The following is a 15,871-nucleotide window of genomic DNA, read 5'->3' on the forward strand; positions in this document are numbered from 1 at the left end:
CTATTTTGCGGATTAAAGCGTGATTTTCTATCAATTTTTAATCAATCCTGACCGAAAAGGTCGCGTGTGTAGACTTTTTCACGTACGTCGACGATCTCGTCGACCAGCCGATTGGCGATGATCACATCACAACGCGCTTTGAACACGTCCAGATCTTTAATGACTTCAGAATTGAAGAAATCAGCCTCTTCCAGCACGGGCTCATAGACGACGACTTCGACTCCCTTGGCCTTGATACGTTTCATCACGCCCTGCATGGCGCTAGCGCGGAAATTATCCGAACCCGATTTCATGATTAACCGATACACGCCCACTACCCTGGGGTTGCGGTTCAACACAGACTGAGCGATGAAGTCTTTGCGCGTACGGTTGGCATCCACAATGGCGCCAATCAGGTTGTTGGGCACATTTTCATAATTGGCTAAAAGCTGCTTGGTGTCCTTGGGTAGGCAGTACCCACCGTAACCAAAACTGGGGTTGCGGTAGTGCGTGCCGATGCGCGGGTCGAGCCCTACCCCTTCGATGATCTGCTTGGCATCCAACCCGTGGGTTTCCGCGTAGGTATCCAGCTCGTTGAAGTAAGCCACGCGCATGGCAAGGTAGGTATTGGCGAATAGCTTGATTGCTTCGGCTTCGGTGCTATCGACAAACAGCGTGGGAATATCCTGCTTGACTGCGCCCGCCTTAAGCAGCCCCGCGAAGCGTTCAGCGCGTTCTGAGCGCTCGCCCACTACGATACGTGAGGGGTGCAGATTATCGTAAAGCGCCTTTCCTTCGCGCAAAAACTCTGGAGAGAAAATAAGGTTTTGGGTGCCGAAGCGCTCTTTGGCCTCGGTGGTATACCCCACCGGCACCGTGGACTTGATGATCATGACCGCATCTGGATTAATGCGAATGACGTCCTGAATGACCGATTCAACGCTTGAGGTATCGAAATAGTTGGTAACGGCGTCGTAGTTGGTAGGCGTGGCAATGATGACATAATCGGCATTGGCATAGGCCGATTCCTTGTCCAGCGTTGCCTTGAGGTTCAGCGTTTTATCACGGAAGAACGCTTCGATTTCAGCGTCTTCGATCGGCGACTGCCGAGCGTTGATCAGCTCGATCTTTTCGGCCACTAAATCGACCGCCACCACTTCCTGATACTGGGCTAAAAGCACCGCGTTAGAAAGGCCTACATAGCCAGTACCTGCAACCGCAATTTTCATATTAGACATCCTGATAAGCGCTCTTTCGATACATTCATTAATTTCAAGCGTTTGAATAGTAGCGGGTCAGAACAGGCTAGCCCACCGACTCGCGAATCACATTCGCGATATCCGTTGCAGCCGTTTCAGCGGTGTGGGCGTTCGTCGCTTCCACCATCACACGAATAAGCGGCTCGGTGCCAGATTTGCGCAGCAATACACGGCCATTAACCCCCAACCTGCTTTCGACCTCTGCCACTACTTGCTTGACCTTTTGTGACTCAAGCGGGCTTACCTCACCTCCCGGTTTAAAACGCACGTTAATAAGCGTTTGTGGCAGCTTGTGCATACCCTGCTTAGCTTCGAACAGGTTCGTTTGCTGTTGCAACAGACAGGTAAGCACACGCAGGGAAGCGATCACCGCGTCGCCGGTAGAAGCGTGGTCCAGGCTTAGAAGATGCCCTGAGCCTTCACCCCCTAGCCGCCAGCCAGTTTCCTTTAGCTGTTCCATCACGTAGCGGTCGCCTACTTTGGCGCGCTTAAAGGGTATGTCCAAAGCATTCAGTGCATGCTCGAGCCCCAAGTTGCTCATTAGGGTTCCTGCTACGCCGCCAGTATAGCCTGTCGCTTTAGCGTCTTTCGCGAGCAGGTATAAAAGCTCGTCGCCATCTACCACCGTGCCGGTGTGGTCTACCATCATCAGGCGGTCAGCATCACCGTCCAGCGCAATGCCCATGTCCGCTTCATTCTCCAGCACCGCGGCGCGTAAGCTTTGCATCGAAGTAGCACCACAATTGGCATTGATATTCACGCCGTTGGGCTTATCGTGAATGCTGATCAGCTCTGCGCCCAACTCAAGGTACACGGCGGGGGCTACCTTGTAGGCAGCCCCATTGGCGCAATCCACCACGATTTTCAGGCCGTTCAGGCTCAAGGCGCCGGGCAGGTTGGCTTTACAGTATTCGGTATAGCGGCCCGCCGCATCATCAATACGGCGCGCCTTGCCCAGTTTATCGGATTCCACGCACGTCATGCCGCCTTCAATAGCGACCTGAAGCCAACGCTCGATTTCTTGCTCTTGAGCGTCGGTCAATTTGCGCCCGCCCTGGGCAAATATTTTGATGCCGTTATCGTAAAAAGGGTTGTGCGAAGCGCTGATGACTACACCTGCATCCATACGAAAGGTAGAAGTTAAATAAGCTACGCCAGGCGTGGGCAGCGGCCCTACCAGCGCTACATTAACTCCGGCGGCGGAAAACCCGGCTTCCAGGGCGGACTCCAACATATAACCGCTGGCTCGGGTGTCCTTACCAATGAGTACTTCCCTTGTGCCTTCGGCCCCTAACACTTGCCCTGCCGCCCACCCCAGCTTCATTGCAAAAGCCGGTGTCATCGGGAATTCGCCTACTCGGCCGCGCACGCCATCCGTGCCAAAAAACTTTCGCATTCCGTTATACCTTTCCCATGTACGCAATAAGTAGTTCTGTAAGCCGTATATCGAAAACAAAAAGCGCGCCAATAAAGCGCGCTGAAAACGTGTATGCTTTTCAATATCAGCTCGCTTTCCGCGCCTTACTACTCCACCGTCACGCTCTTGGCAAGATTGCGCGGCTTGTCTACATCCGTCCCCTTCACCAAAGCCACGTGATAGGAAAGCAACTGAAGTGCTACCACATGCAGTACAGGAGAAAGCAGACCGTAATGCTCGGGCATTTGCAGTAAGTTCACGCCTTCGGAAGACGTCACGGCGCTATCGCCATCCGCAAATACATATAGCTGCCCACCGCGAGCGCTGACTTCCTGCATATTGGCCTTTAATTTTTCCAAAAGTTCATCATTGGGTGCTACCACCACTACCGGCATATCTGCATCGACCAGTGCTAGCGGCCCGTGCTTGAGCTCACCCGCAGGGTACGCTTCAGCATGGATATAGGAAATTTCTTTGAGCTTGAGCGCACCTTCTAGGGCGATAGGATAATGGCGGCCCCGGCCTAAAAAAAGCGCATGGTGTTTATCGGCAAAATGCCGAGCCCAGTCTTTGATAGCGGGTTCGAGCGAAAGTACTTTATCGACCGCGATGGGCAGGTGGCGCAACTCATCCAGGTAGTTCTTTTCGGTGCCTTCATCCAAGCGTTGATTAGCTTTGGCCAACAAAAGCGTTAGAAGAAAAAGAGCGCTCAACTGAGTGGTAAACGCCTTCGTGGAGGCGACACCGATTTCCGGACCCGCGCGGGTGATGAAGCGAAGCGACGTCTCGCGCACGATAGCCGACTCGGGTACGTTGCAAATGGCCAATGTATGCGTATGGCCCAATGACTTCGCGTACTGCAAGGCCGCCAGGGTATCTGCTGTTTCACCGGATTGTGAAATGACCACGACCAGTTGGTTCGGGTTGGCAACGCTTACACGGTAGCGGTACTCACTGGCAATCTCTACATTGCAGGGCAGGCCCGCTACCTGCTCGATCCAGTACTTGGCCGTCATACCTGCGTAGCTGGACGTACCGCAGGCCAGAATAAGTACGGCGTCAACCTGCTCGAACACCTTCGTGGCCTCGGCCCCGAAGATACCGGGCTGGAGCTGCCCAGCCCCGCTGATCATTTCCAGAGTATTGCCGAGTGCTTGGGGCTGCTCGAAGATCTCCTTTTGCATGAAATGTTCGAACTCACCCAGCTCCACGGCATTGGCACTAAGCTGCGAAGTAATTACCTCGCGTTCGACGGCTTGACCTTCTGCATTCATGACGACTACGGCGTCAAGGCTCAACCGCGCCACATCGCCATTTTCCAGGTACATCATGCGCTGGGTAACAGAAAGCAAAGCCGAAGCATCCGATGCAGCGTAGTGGCCATCTTCAGCAATGCCCAGCATCAAGGGCGAGCCTTCACGGGCCACTACCAGGCAATCCGGTTCCTCTTCACTAATGACGGCCAAGGCAAACGCACCTTCCAGGTGCGCCACGGCGCACTGGACGGCAGAAAGCAGGTTTTCCGCTGGCTCGCCAATTTCACCCTTGAAGCAGGCCTGTATCAGGTGGGCAATGGTTTCCGTGTCCGTATCGGAGGTAAATTCGTACCCCAGACTCTTAAGCTGCTCACGCAAGGCTTCGTAGTTTTCAATAATGCCGTTATGAACTACCGCTAGCCCTTCGGAGATATGCGGGTGGGCATTGCGTTCGGCAGGCACACCGTGAGTGGCCCAGCGGGTATGGGCAATGCCAACATTGCCGCTAATGCCTTGCCCTTCAACCAGAGTAGCCAACTCAGCAACGCGGCCTCTTGATCTTGCACGTTCCAAGCCATTGTCTAGCACCGCCAATCCCGCTGAATCGTAGCCGCGATATTCCAGCGTGGAGAGCCCTCCTAATAGAAAAGCGATGGTACCCTTCGCATTTACTGCGCCTACAATGCCGCACATATCATTTCCGTATATAGTTCAAAAACAGTAATTAATAAATCTATAAACCTAAACAAATTAATCCAGTATATAGCATAAATTATCTTGCGCAAACATGCTTTAAACCTATAAAATTAGTACAACTGGTTCACAGAAGAGATAAATTCTATATTATATTCTTGCACCCATTCCTTCCAATTTTCTACCTCACTCCACCCTTCAACAAAAACGAAGTCTAAATGAGCCTCTGTAGCAACTTTATGATCGTATTTACTGTCACCCAAGAAAAGAGCAGGCTTATTAAAATTTCCTTTTTCTAACTCTCTAGAAAGTATTAATTCTTTAGTATCTGGACTTCCAAATATGCCTCCATCAAACATATCAGCTATGCCTCTTGTAGCAAAAACCTTTTGCAACTCAGCTTGATCGCCTCCGGAGACAATAGTCCAGCGTGAAGCTGCGGTACGTTCCCGCAATGTTGTCAATCCTTCAGCAATATCGCATGTGACCAAACCATCATACACTCTATCTGCATAGTAATATAAAAGCTGATCTAAAGTAGGGCCAGATTTACCATGGACTATATTTTCGATAAAATAAGTAAACTTCTTATAGCGTGAGACCCCACCATTCTTTATATGATAATCGACCAATGCCTGAGCAGCAGAGCTGCCATATGGCAGCGCAGCCTGGTAAAAAGCTTCAGTTTTAACCTTATTAGAATTCAGCACTACGCCATCACAATCAAACACAAGAGTTTTGTATTTATCTACCGGTAATTTCATCCTAAACCTACCTTGCGCATAGCCGCTTCCACTTTTAATACATCGCTTGGAACATCTACAGCTAAACTACCTGGTTTAGTCTCCACTAGCCGAATAGCTTTGCCCATTTCAAGAAAGCGTAAAATCTCAATGTCTTCGTTATATTCTAACTCACTCTTACGTCCAAAAGCACGAAACATAGCTAACTCTTCGCTTGTAAAAGCATAAATACAGACTTGTTTTTTATAACGTATAGGCGCATTGCCAGGGTTTTTAAAACCAGGAAGAGCAACGCGAGACATATAAACAAGCTTATTATCTTCGGTAGTAATAACCTTTGGAATATTAGCGCTATGTGGATCCTCCTCATCAGATATCCAGCTAAAACCATTGATAACATCTTCCATATTCTCAAGCTTAGCATCACGAACCTTTAAAATATCAACGGGATCAACCAGAGCTTCGTCACCCTGCACATTAATATAAATATCAGCTTTTAATTTTTGAGCTGCCTGAGCAAGCCGGTCAGTACCAGTTAAAGCATCATCGGTTGTCATCACCGCATTAAAGCCGGCGTTTTCTACTACCTCAGCAATTAACTCGCTTTCAGTAGCGACATATACATTTTCTTTACCCACAGCTTTTGCAGAGAGCTCAGCTACCCATAGCACCATAGGTTTACCAAGAAGCCTTACCAGTGGCTTACCTGGGTAACGGCTAGAACCATATCGAGCAGGGATCATTACAACGCTACGCATAAAAACCTCTCAACATAGTTACAGGGCGTAAACGGACTTAGTACTAAGACCGTAACGAGTTGGTGTAATAGCAATAAGATTTACAGCTTCCTTATTTGCCTGATATTGTTCAAAAATCTTATGCATTTCCTGACTCCTTGGATCGTCAGCACCATAACCATCGAAACCAGCCATTAAAACATTATTTGCATTTCCGCTGGTAGCTACCGCAAGTGCATAAGCGACAACCAGCGAAGTTGGCAAACCGCAATGCATAGAGCCAAATATAAACTCCCCAGCAACGATATTTAAACCAAAATCAAGGACTTCTTTCCCTTTTAGCGCATTACATACATCGCTAGGAAGCATAGAGAAGGGAGTTATTAAAGGCTGAGGAAGACGAGTGTGCTCTGCACAATCCGCTAAAAGCCGAACAGGGTGACATGCAACACGCAAATCAATAAGCTCGGCATCTAAAGCACTTTGAGTATTTAATGCAACTACAATAGGTTTTGCCGCTCGAATGTAACGCTCAAGCGCTTTGCGATGACGCGCCACGCCAGGCCCAGAACCCAGTAGTAACACATCACGATTCTCAAAGACAGTTTTAGGAGACCAACTGCCTTGCGCATCAACACGATAGAAAAGACGTGCAGCATCTAGTGTCGAAGGACTAAACTTTTTGCCGCCTTCAACTCTTAGATGCTCTATTACAGCTAACACATCTTCTTCATCGTAACGCGAATCGCTTAGCATTTCTTGAATATAAGTAGGATGAATACCATATTTACCCGCCAAATAATAATACGGATTAGTTCCCCAACCGTAATGTTCTTGCATAGGCTTAAAGTGCTTACGTAGCAAGGCCATTAACGGAACCATGCTCACTTGCTTTTTACGTCGCTCGGCAAGTTCAATCGCAAGCTCTTCTGTACGCGCGTTCCCAGGGCCACGTCCCATACCCGTTACGGTTGCATCTACCCAAGAAACACCTTCATCTATAGCACGCAACGTGTTAGAAAGCGCCAACCCAAGGTTATCATGGGTATGAATGCCCATAGGCCCAGCCCATTCAGTGCGCATCCATTTGATGATTTGCGCAGCTTGGTCCGGATTCATGCTCCCCATGCTATCTGCAAAGTAAAGCGCATCCAGCGGATAAGCCTTTGCTTCCCTTGCCAAGGCCTTTACCTCTTCTTCAGTACGATCAGCCACCTGCATAAGGTTGAAGCCTACCATGTAACCACGCTCTTTAAGCCAAGTTACTGCCGGTAGTGAGCCGGCAAATTCATGCACATGACAAGCTATCCGCACTAATTCTACTGGAGAATTATCAGCATCATTTGGAAACATGCGCTCTAGAGCTTCAATTTGAGGCACCTCGCCAACCAGTTCACTACCATTAACCATCACTCCAACGGTTAGCTCAGCAGGAATAGCCAAACCACGTATAAATTCATCGGTCGTAAATGCGCATGGACCTTGAAAACCTTGATTTTTAAGGGAACGAAGTCCAAGCTCTACGACATCGACGCCCGCAGACCGCATAGCCTCAAGATATTCATGAATAAGTTCTTCAGAAAAATCCCAAGAATTATAATAACCACCATCTCTAAGCGTACAATCTAGAAACATAATGAAACTCCTTTTTAACTTTCTTGAATTGCTATTCAAACCAACTCAATCATAAACCAATATATCAAAAATCAATAAATATTAGCATCAAAAGCTAAACAATATTCACCAAGCAAACTAGCAATAAGCTCGAAGTCTTCCTTACAGTGCATAAACTCATTCGATTCATGCAATAGCACATTACTAATTGATTCCTCAGGTTTCAATAAGGTGAACCTTGATGCATTTTCTTTTTTCAAACCTGCTAAATCAACAATTTTTAACCTTTCATTTTCAGAGCATACAATATCTTCAAAAAAAACTCTTATAATATTTTCTCTTCCTTCAGAAAGAGAATTTACCCCATCATTGTACAATTTCTCTCCTTTTTCAAACTGCTTTATAAAGCCAGTCACGCTAAAATCTGGTCTCCATGTAGAGATATAAGAGGCATACTGACTTCTTGGATCTCTTGAAACGGGAAAACATAAGTAATTATCTACCAATCTCATCATCCAAAGTTTATGAGCATTGACCACATTATTAAACAAAATAACTTCTTTCCCTTTAGGCTTTATCAAAGAATCAATATACCTATTTAAAAAATCTTGAGATGATTTTTCAACGCTATTAGAAGAAAAAGGACTAGAAAATACCACGTCCATATAAAAATAAAAGAATGCCTTTAAGAGCTTTACCTCTTCTGTTTTAGCTATAATTATTTTAGACTTTTGCAATTCTTTATTATCAGCGTGATTATTAACTTCTGACACACTTAACGCGTGCAGTGCAAAGAACTCTAAAAACTTTTCTTTAAAAACACTTAAACTATGAGAATGAAAGAGAGATGACAGACTACGGCGACCTGATATGATAGTAATTTCGGAGCCAGGGACTTCATAAACCTCTTTAAACTCATTCAACAAAGCGCGTAAAGCACCAGTACCTGATCGCCCAAAACCAGCTATGAATATTTTTTTATGTTGTGTTGGATTTTGCCGTGAAAAATTAAATCTATCTTGATATTCTTTAAACTCATTTAAAGAGGCATCTTTAGCTAATAACTTAATAAATTCAGCCCAAGCTTGTGTATGGCTTTTACTCAAGCAGTTAACAAAGTATTCAACCACTCCATTAACATCATACTTATGATTAAAATCGTGATCAAATATCAATCTTACAATATGTGTTAAACGAGGCTTTTCCGAAATCTCCGAAATACTATGCTCTAAACTATTAGCTTCAATAAAAAAACCTTTTCTTCGAAGTGCATTCACAAACAACTTGCATATCTCTGCGCTTTCTAAACCCAGAGGGTTTTTATCATGATAAGAATCAACAATCCCTTGCCAATTTTCTTGTTCATACAAAGATCTTATATATTTATCTCTTTTACTCATTGCTTATAAAACCCTTTAGTTAATGGCAAAAGTGGTTAAAAATCACATAATCTGCTATCTAAAGAATCAGCAACAACTTGAGTTTGATTACCAGAAATAAAATATTCATCGGTAGCTCCCCAAGTGTGAGCTGTTACTTCTCCACGCCAAACGATAAAATTGAATGGATCTGCAGCATATATTTTTATGTTATCCGCTTTCATTCGGCTGATTAAATCGCTATCTTCACCACGATTCAAAGCATTAAACTTGTACTTTTTAAAAATTTCAGATTTAAAAACGAAAGTGGCTCCAGCTACGAAATCGACTTCTCGATGCTTCATTCCAGCGAATCTTTTAATCAACTTTTTAGAACCCGAAAGATACATATAAAGCTCTTTTTTACCAACAAGGCCATAATCTCCAAAACTAAAGGGAATTAACATATCAGAAAGATAGTTCTCAAAATAGAAATCGTCATCATCCATTTTAGCTATATATTCACCTTGGGCGATATCGGCTGCTTTATTAAAACGTTCTCCTAGCGTGTCAGAACTATCATTTACTAAAGCTTCAATGACTACAATATTAGAAGGTTTTTCCTTAATTTTTTTTACTAATTCTTCTTTCTGCGACTCGGAAAAATCTTGTAAAACAAGAATCAGCTCACAGTTAGGATAATTCTGCCTCGTCATATTTTCGACAATACGGTCAATCATATTTGGTCGACGCGTACATGTAATAATACTAACCAAAGGTTTACTATCGTTAACTTCATAACCAAGTGATGATTTAATGTCTTCCAATCGATGAGTATACGTATGTTTTTTCATTACCTCTCGATAGCCTATATGAGAGGTTTTTTCCCAGAAATGCTCATCAGTTAAAAGCCTTTCAACTATAATATTTGCTTCTTCAGCATTATTAGCCACATGAACAATACCTGCGAATTGCTCTTCAATTGCTTTTGATGGAGTCGAAACTACTGGTGTACCGCAAGCAAGTAACTCGTATACTCTACGTGACATCATTGTAGGCGAGTCTACGATTGTATTAACATTTAAAAAAACTTTAAAGCGCTTGTAAAGTTCAACCACCTCAGTAAATGGCACTGCATCTCTTATAAAGGGATCATATTGAGTTGGAAATTTATACCTTTCACTATCAATTTTGGACATTCGATCATAGATGGCACCATTAAACTTTATAATAGTGGGTAAAAGTGCATCCATTTGTCGCTTTCTCTCATCATGCCCGACACCATAATAAGAACCAGCAAAACATACTGACTCAGACTTTTGGCGAAATCGATTAGAGGGATTACATATACGTTGCTGTGCAGCAAATGGCACTGAATACACTTCGGCATTTGGTACATTACGTTTATAATCAGCTACTTTATTTTCATCAGTAGTGAATATAATATCTGCTGACTTAGCTATTGGAAGATAGCGTTCAAAATGCATAGGGTCCTCTTTATTCCAGAAAACCAATGGCATTTTTTTCTTTACTTGCGGTATTAAATCAAGAAGTGCTTGGGCATTATCGTGTTTTAAACCAGGAGAAGTAAAGGCAAACTGCCAAGATCCTTTATTTCCTTTCCAGCAGCTTTCTAAAAAACAAAAATCAGCTAAAGAACCAGCCACTTGTGCTTGATAGTTATTTCGATTAATTGGGAACGTGGTCATTTCATAACGCCAGCATTCTTCTGAAATCTCATCCATAATAGATATAGATTTTAGCTTCTTACTGTCATTTTTTCTAGCAGCTCTTACTTCATCGGTCTTTAGATCTTTTGCATATCCATTTTGAGAAAATTTTTCATTCAATAGTGGGAAAGCAATTGAGCTCTTACTTATTACAGCCTCATATATGGGACTAACAAGATCCACAAATAGTAAATTATTTTTCAGTGAAAAACTACTAGCTTTTTTTAAAGAGGCTTTAACAATATGTGCCAGTTCATTTTTTTTACTCTCTGCTGAAAAAACCTTTACATTTTTAAACACCTCGGAGTACTCGCGCAAAGCAAGCACATCAGACACCAACAACTTTTTATTATATACCAGAGCTTCTGCTACTTTCATTGGCGGCACTAACTCACAGACTTCAGACCGTTTACGCGGTATCACAACAGTATCTATTAATGCGTAATAGTCAGCTACTTGTCCGTGAGGTACACGCCCTACTTGAATCAGCCAATTTGCATTTTTTAAAGTATCTGAAAGCGTTTCTAGATTGCGGATCGCTTGAGTAACTGGCTGATCACTACCTACTAGTAACAGTTTGACCTTTTCGCCCTGTTGTACTAACTCATCGCAAGCGTTCAAAAGTAAATCCAAACCTTCATAAGCACTGAAACTGCCTACGTAGCCGACCACTTTATCGCCATGCTCGATGCCCAGCTTTGCTTTCAAGAGAGGATCAGCAGGTTTGACTTTAGGAAGCTTGCCTACCCCATTGGGTACAAGAGTGATGTTTTCCGCTTCCACGCCCCGCCTGATCAGCTCATTTAGCATAGGCTGATTCAGAGTGAATACCTTTTCTGCCTGTTTGGCTACAAAGCTATCGCGCTCTGCTTCGTTTCTGAATTCTTGAGTATCTTTATAACCCAGTTGACGAGAATCTTGAGAAAGCTCCCAGAAACCACGCACTTCATTATAGAAAGGCAGCCCCAGCCGTTTGGCGGCTACCCAAGCAGGCAACCCTACAATATAGTTCGAGGCGGCCAGTACCACGCTGGGCCGATAAATTCTGAAAAGCTCGGTAAAGTACTCAGCGCTTTTTTCTAAATGTTCAATTTCGCTGGTGGGCTTTTCATCTGCCAACCAGCGCCGGTGGATATAACGTACCCCTTCAATATTAACTTCCGCCTGAGTGCCCTTTTTTCCTGCCTTTAGTTCCCATGGCCTGCCGGGCCTTACAAAACATAGCGTTTCCAAGCCGTGCTGGTTTAAGGCGTGTGCAATTCCTTGCGTTCTAATTGCATAGCCGTTGCTTGCATAACTTTGCCCATGGCTAACCACATAGGCTATGCGGCCTGGGAGGGGGATCCCAATGGCCGGGGCTTTTTGATTTGCAAGTTTTATAGCGTATGTCAGCAATGCGTCCATGAAAATCCGGAAGTAGTGGGTAGAAGGTAGAAGCTGAGAGGTGAGTGGTGAGTGGTGAGTGGTGAGTCGCTGATTAAACTGGTTTTAGGTTAAACCCATTTACGTTTAACTATCGCTCACCACTCGCTACCTACGTTTTCAGCCAAGCAGGCCGACCGCATCAATCACCGTTTCTTTTGCGCGCACGATTTCCAAGTGCTCGATAAAGGATTTATGCTTAACCAGTACGCAGACTACATCCGCTTGTTTCAGGGCTTCTTCCAGAGTTTTCAATTCAACGTTGGGGTGCTGCAGTTCTTTAGGTAAAGCGTTCACGTTGGGCTCTACCACCTGAAGGCGGCAACCCAATTGCGCGATTTGCTTTGTGATACCTAATGCAGGGCTTTCGCGCAGGTCATCGATGTCCGGCTTGAAGGCAATACCCAAGCAGGCCACGGTAAGGTCGCTGCGCTTGGCATCCGGGTGCTGTTGATGGTAGTACTCGAGCCCTTCTTTTACGCGGCCAAGTACCCAGTGGGGTTTGGCATCGTTCACTTCACGCGCAGCACGTATGATTTTAGCCTGCTCCGGGCACGAATCCACGATGAACCAGGGGTCTACCGCTATACAGTGGCCACCTACACCTGCACCCGGGGATAAAATATTTACCCGCGGGTGGCGGTTGGCCAACGCAATTAGCTCCCAAACGTTGATTTCGAGCTCGTGACAGATCGTCGAAAGCTCGTTGGCGAACGCAATGTTTACATCGCGGAAGCTGTTTTCGGTCAGCTTGGCCATCTCGGCGGTACGCGCGGTAGTGGTTACACACTCGCCCTCTACTACGATTTTATAAAGTTGGCTGGCCACTTCAGCGCACTTGGAGGTCATGCCACCAATAACGCGGTCGTTCTCGACGAGTTCACGAATCACGTGGCCCGGTAAAACACGCTCGGGGCAGTGAGCAATACGAATATCAGAAGCTTCCCCATGAGTTTGCGGGAAAGTGAGGTCGGGCCGTGCCTCGGCCAACCACTCGGCCATTTTCTCGGTGGCACCAATGGGGCTTGTAGACTCGAGTACGACCAGGTTGCCTGGTACCAATACAGGCGCAAGCGACTTGGCCGCTGCTTCAATGTAGCTAAGGTCGGCTTTATGGTTCTGGCCATGCTCATCGGTGTGAAACGGTGTGGGTACCGCCACCATGAACGCATCAGCAGGTTCGGGGGTGGTGGTAGCGCGCAGGTAGCCTTGCGTTACCGCCGCATGGACGATGATGTCCAGTTCCGGCTCTACGATGTGGATTTCGCCGTTGTTGATGGTATCTACCGCGTACTGGTTTACATCTACACCGATAACATGTTGCTTGCGTGAAGCGAATACAGCGGCAGTCGGTAAACCAATGTATCCCAAGCCGATCATGGAGATAGTATCGAATTTCATTTTTTGACCGTAAATAGTGAATGGTGAAGCTAAATTAATGGGAGGTTACAGCCCGGTAGCTGAAACGCTGACTGTTTACCATTCGCTCAAAACGTCGCGAATGCGTTGGCATGCTTTGCCGTCGCCATAGGGGTTATGGGCATAGCTCATGGCGTTATACGCCTGCTCATCGGTCAGTAGCGTGTTCAACGCTTCGGTTATCCTGGCTACGTCTGTACCTACTAACCTCACCGTACCTGCCTCAAGGGCTTCTGGACGCTCGGTGGTCTCCCGCATTACCAATACAGGCTTGCCCAAGGAAGGCGCTTCTTCCTGTATGCCCCCTGAGTCCGTCAAGATAATAGCGGCGCGGTTCATTAAATAAACAAAGGGCAAATAGTCCTGAGGCTCGATCAAATGAACGTTATGTACATCCGCTAGAAGACGTCTGACCGGCTCATGTACGTTGGGGTTCAGATGCACAGGATAAAGAATTTGCGTATCCGGATGGGCTTTTGCCGTTTCAGCTAATGCTTGGCAAATGCGCTCGAAACCACCGCCAAAGCTTTCCCTACGATGGCCGGTGACCAGCACTAAGCGCTTACTGCTATCAAGCATCGGAAAGCGGCTAGCCAGTTCAGTGGTCAAGGCGGAATCGTTTTTCAGCTTATCGACCACATCCAGAAGCGCATCGATGACTGTATTTCCCGTTACATGAACCGTTGCAGGGTCCACGCCTTCATCCAACAGATTTTGCCTGGAGGTCGCCGTGGGAGCGAAATGAACGGCTGCCAACGCGCCCGTCAGTTTTCGATTTCCTTCTTCCGGCCAGGGTGAATACAAATTGCCGGTACGCAGTCCAGCTTCAACATGACCAACGGGGATCTGCTGGTAATAACAGGCCAGGGTAGTAGCGAAAGTAGTGGCGGTATCACCATGTACCAGCACGATATCAGGCTTGAAATCTTCCAGCACTGATTTGAGACCTTGAAGAATACCGCAGGTCACATCGTTCAAGTCCTGCCCTGGCTTCATGATATTCAGGTCGTATTCAGGGCTTAGTTCGAAGAGTTCAAGCACTTGGTCCAGCATTTCGCGGTGCTGAGCCGTGACGCATACCTTGGCGTCGAAGCGTTCATCTTCAGCTAACTGAATAGCCAGGGGTGCCATCTTGATGGCCTCAGGGCGTGTACCGAACACAGTTAATACTTTCACAGTGACTCCGATTTAGTCTTTTGGCCCAACTTTTGGTGCTCGAGTTCTTGACAGCGTATATAATACTTTTCTAATAAAAATTGAGTCTCTGCCAATTGCCTGGAAAGCGTTGCAGGTTCGGCGCTCGTTTTTCTAACCTTTATGTTTCTTAACCCTTCGGAATGAAAGCTCGCTACGATGCCTCTTCCTTCTTCCCTGCCAAACTGAAGATAATGAAAAAGGGGGTTAACCTTTTTCTTTTTGATATCTTTATGCTTGTTTAAATAGCCAGCAGTAGAGAACTTTTCTGATGGATCTCGCAACATTTTCCAGCCATATTTACAGTAGTGCGTCGCTGGATCTATATGGCTACTTTTTACATCAGGATAGCGTTCAGCATACCATTCGCCATCAAACAGCATTGATTGTTCAATCATCTGAACTTCTTCATTTGATATCACTGAAAATCTCCAGATTCTTCCATGAACATCTTCGGTCACTCCCATGAGCATTAAAGAAAGTAGCTATCAGCCTTGGATCATGTAAATGCAGGCGCAGAGTTAAACTCAAGGCCTTTACGATCTTTATCGGAAAGCTGGGGGGCATCTTTTTGGCAAGGCCACTGGATAGCCAACGTGGGATCATTCCATAATATGGATACTTCACTACCCGGGTCATAATAATCGGTACACTTGTACTGAAACTCAGCTGTTTCACTGATAACGTAAAAGCCGTGAGCAAAGCCCGGCGGTACCCAAAGCAGTTGCTTGTTTTCAGCACTCAGCGTAGCTCCAACCCACTGGCCGAACGTGGGCGAGCTTTTGCGCATATCTACCGCTACATCGAATACTTCACCCTGGGTAACACGCACCAGCTTTCCTTGAGGATGATTTAACTGGTAATGAAGGCCGCGCAATGTACCTTGCGACGATTTGCTGTGGTTGTCCTGCACGAACTGATAGTTGCCACAGTTTTCTTCAAACTCGTTCTGACGGAAGGTTTCCATAAAGAAGCCCCGCTCGTCGCCGAATACTTTAGGGGTGAGTAGCACGACATCGGGAATGGCGAGTTTTTCGTAGTGCATGTTGG

At 46.0% G+C, this 15,871-nt stretch carries 12 protein-coding genes; all 12 read right to left on the minus strand.

Annotated elements, in window-relative coordinates; genetic code table 11:
* Window positions 1-41: 41 nt before the first annotated feature.
* Window positions 42-1,208 carry a nucleotide sugar dehydrogenase gene (locus tag ACWHRL_RS11115; protein WP_447893707.1) on the minus strand — a complete coding sequence of 389 codons (1,167 nt, stop codon included), beginning with the start codon at window positions 1,206-1,208 and terminating at the stop codon, window positions 42-44.
* A gap of 76 nt (window positions 1,209-1,284) precedes the next feature.
* The gene (gene glmM / locus ACWHRL_RS11120; RefSeq protein ID WP_447893708.1) at window positions 1,285-2,634 is read right to left on the minus strand and encodes a phosphoglucosamine mutase; all 1,350 of its coding nucleotides are present in this window, start codon (window positions 2,632-2,634) and stop codon (window positions 1,285-1,287) included.
* A 128-nt stretch (window positions 2,635-2,762) separates the two neighbouring features.
* Complete coding sequence (gene glmS, locus ACWHRL_RS11125; RefSeq protein ID WP_447893709.1) at window positions 2,763-4,604, minus strand: glutamine--fructose-6-phosphate transaminase (isomerizing); 1,842 nt, start codon at window positions 4,602-4,604, stop codon at window positions 2,763-2,765.
* A gap of 113 nt (window positions 4,605-4,717) precedes the next feature.
* Complete coding sequence (locus ACWHRL_RS11130) at window positions 4,718-5,368, minus strand: HAD family hydrolase (protein ID WP_447893710.1); 651 nt, start codon at window positions 5,366-5,368, stop codon at window positions 4,718-4,720.
* Window positions 5,365-6,105: a 3-deoxy-manno-octulosonate cytidylyltransferase gene (locus tag ACWHRL_RS11135; protein WP_447893711.1), complete on the minus strand. Its 741-nt coding sequence runs from the start codon at window positions 6,103-6,105 to the stop codon at window positions 5,365-5,367. Before ACWHRL_RS11135 ends, ACWHRL_RS11130 begins: the two co-directional genes overlap by 4 nt.
* 18 nt (window positions 6,106-6,123) lie before the next feature.
* On the minus strand, window positions 6,124-7,719 hold the full coding sequence (locus tag ACWHRL_RS11140) for an aldolase catalytic domain-containing protein (protein WP_447893712.1): 1,596 nt from the start codon (window positions 7,717-7,719) through the stop codon (window positions 6,124-6,126).
* A 71-nt stretch (window positions 7,720-7,790) separates the two neighbouring features.
* On the minus strand, window positions 7,791-9,098 hold the full coding sequence (locus ACWHRL_RS11145; protein WP_447893713.1) for a hypothetical protein: 1,308 nt from the start codon (window positions 9,096-9,098) through the stop codon (window positions 7,791-7,793).
* Window positions 9,099-9,133: 35 nt separating this feature from the next.
* Window positions 9,134-12,190 (minus strand): glycosyltransferase, encoded by a 3,057-nt coding sequence (locus ACWHRL_RS11150; RefSeq protein WP_447893714.1) that lies wholly within the window; start codon window positions 12,188-12,190, stop codon window positions 9,134-9,136.
* 138 nt (window positions 12,191-12,328) lie between these two features.
* Window positions 12,329-13,609 carry a UDP-N-acetyl-D-mannosamine dehydrogenase gene (wecC, locus tag ACWHRL_RS11155; RefSeq protein ID WP_447893715.1) on the minus strand — a complete coding sequence of 427 codons (1,281 nt, stop codon included), beginning with the start codon at window positions 13,607-13,609 and terminating at the stop codon, window positions 12,329-12,331.
* 75 nt (window positions 13,610-13,684) lie between these two features.
* Entirely contained in the window at window positions 13,685-14,803 is a 1,119-nt protein-coding gene (gene wecB, locus ACWHRL_RS11160; RefSeq protein ID WP_447893716.1) for a non-hydrolyzing UDP-N-acetylglucosamine 2-epimerase, read from the minus strand.
* Window positions 14,800-15,282, minus strand: a complete 483-nt coding sequence (locus ACWHRL_RS11165; RefSeq protein WP_447893717.1) for a hypothetical protein — start codon at window positions 15,280-15,282, stop codon at window positions 14,800-14,802. The genes wecB and ACWHRL_RS11165 overlap by 4 nt, the downstream gene beginning before the upstream one ends.
* Window positions 15,283-15,320: 38 nt before the next feature.
* On the minus strand, window positions 15,321-15,866 hold the full coding sequence (rfbC, locus tag ACWHRL_RS11170) for a dTDP-4-dehydrorhamnose 3,5-epimerase (protein ID WP_447893718.1): 546 nt from the start codon (window positions 15,864-15,866) through the stop codon (window positions 15,321-15,323).
* Window positions 15,867-15,871 lie beyond the last annotated feature (5 nt).

Source organism: Vreelandella sp. GE22 (genome assembly GCF_968212445.1).

Excerpts from the sequence above, each read along its gene's own strand:
- ACWHRL_RS11115 (WP_447893707.1), bottom strand. The coding sequence starts at position 1,208 with ATGAAAATTGCGGTTGCAGGTACTGGCTATGTAGGCCTTTCTAACGCG.
- glmM (WP_447893708.1), bottom strand. The coding sequence starts at position 2,634 with ATGCGAAAGTTTTTTGGCACGGATGGCGTGCGCGGCCGAGTAGGCGAA.
- glmS (WP_447893709.1), bottom strand. The coding sequence starts at position 4,604 with ATGTGCGGCATTGTAGGCGCAGTAAATGCGAAGGGTACCATCGCTTTT.
- ACWHRL_RS11130 (WP_447893710.1), bottom strand. The coding sequence starts at position 5,368 with ATGAAATTACCGGTAGATAAATACAAAACTCTTGTGTTTGATTGTGAT.
- ACWHRL_RS11135 (WP_447893711.1), bottom strand. The coding sequence starts at position 6,105 with ATGCGTAGCGTTGTAATGATCCCTGCTCGATATGGTTCTAGCCGTTAC.
- ACWHRL_RS11140 (WP_447893712.1), bottom strand. The coding sequence starts at position 7,719 with ATGTTTCTAGATTGTACGCTTAGAGATGGTGGTTATTATAATTCTTGG.
- ACWHRL_RS11145 (WP_447893713.1), bottom strand. The coding sequence starts at position 9,098 with ATGAGTAAAAGAGATAAATATATAAGATCTTTGTATGAACAAGAAAAT.
- ACWHRL_RS11150 (WP_447893714.1), bottom strand. The coding sequence starts at position 12,190 with ATGGACGCATTGCTGACATACGCTATAAAACTTGCAAATCAAAAAGCC.
- wecC (WP_447893715.1), bottom strand. The coding sequence starts at position 13,609 with ATGAAATTCGATACTATCTCCATGATCGGCTTGGGATACATTGGTTTA.
- rfbC (WP_447893718.1), bottom strand. The coding sequence starts at position 15,866 with ATGCACTACGAAAAACTCGCCATTCCCGATGTCGTGCTACTCACCCCT.